Annotated in this window: 2 pseudogenes; both read right to left on the bottom strand. The window is 63.7% G+C overall.

What is annotated here, in order from left to right:
- A pseudogene (locus H4N64_RS44195) lies at nt 1-426 on the bottom strand (transposase); the annotation flags it as partial.
- 7 nt (nt 427-433) lie between these two features.
- A pseudogene (locus H4N64_RS44190) lies at nt 434-731 on the bottom strand (ISAzo13 family transposase); the annotation flags it as partial.

The following is a 731-nucleotide window of genomic DNA, read 5'->3' as shown; positions in this document are numbered from 1 at the left end:
TTCGCGGTAGATCTCGCCCATGCTGCCTTCGGGGAGGTAGCGGCGGGGGAAGGCGATCCATTCGTCGTGCATCTCGAAGAGCACGGCGGTGACCAGCCGGATGAGCGCGTCGTCGTTGGGGAAGACCTGGACGACGTCGATCCTGCGCTTGATCTCCCGGTTCACCCGTTCCAGCGGGTTCGTCGACTGGATCTTCTTCCAGTGCCTGGGCGGGAAGTCCGCGAACGCGGTCAGATCCTCCTTCGCCTCCAACAGCATCGCTTTGACCTTGGGAAACTGGGCGCCGAGCATGTCGGCGACGGTGTCCAGCTGAGTGCGCACGAGGCCGGCGGTGGGCTGAGTGAAGATCGTGCGGATCGTCGCGGCGACCATTTCACCGGAATCCCGGTCGATCACGCCGAAGACATTCCGCAGGAAATGAAGCCGTAAGGATTCAACTTGGTGTTTCGCTGTCTTCTGTGACGGATGTGAGTACGTCGGCGGCCGCGGCGAAACGTTGGTCGGCGAGCCTCGGGACGTATGTGTCCTGGTCGAGGAGGGGACGGACGTCCTCGATGGCGTTGCGGATGGTGCCGCGGCTGACACCGAATAGGTCGGCCAGGGTCTGCTGGTTGCATAGATTTCGCTGGGAAAGGACCGTCGCCAGGATCCGGTCCGCGTCGGTGATCTTTTGACGGAAGACGCCGCCACGGGTCCCCGGGCGTCGATCACCGCCGCGCTGGTGATGCCGG

It is taken from the genome of Streptomyces cupreus, from assembly GCF_014257025.1.
GTDB lineage: Bacteria > Actinomycetota > Actinomycetes > Streptomycetales > Streptomycetaceae > Streptomyces > Streptomyces cupreus.
This window is presented reverse-complemented; position numbering and strand designations above follow the sequence as displayed.